Below are 260 nucleotides of genomic sequence, written 5' to 3'. Positions count from 1 at the left end.
GTGATACTCAGCCACGTTTACAATTCGCGCTAGAGCAACTTCTTCAGCACTGGGCTACGTCCTCGTTTATGCTGGTGAAAGCGCCCGAAGAGCTTGAGTATCTCAATCTTATTGCAACGGCTGCACGTACCTTGCATGCGGATGCCGATAAGTTAACCGGGGGGCATTACGATGTATCCGGCCACACTATTCGTTACCGCGCAGCAGAGAAAGCAGACGACAACTTTGCGACGTTAACTCAGGTGGTTAATGCTGACTGG

Annotated in this window: 1 pseudogene; it reads left to right on the top strand. The window is 51.2% G+C overall.

The annotated features are described in order from the left end of the window. Window positions 1-260: pseudogene (locus tag FDX22_RS27500) on the top strand (Lon protease family protein); the annotation flags it as partial.

Source organism: Citrobacter sp. TBCS-14 (genome assembly GCF_005280805.1).
GTDB classification, from domain to species: domain Bacteria; phylum Pseudomonadota; class Gammaproteobacteria; order Enterobacterales; family Enterobacteriaceae; genus Citrobacter; species Citrobacter gillenii.
This window is presented reverse-complemented; position numbering and strand designations above follow the sequence as displayed.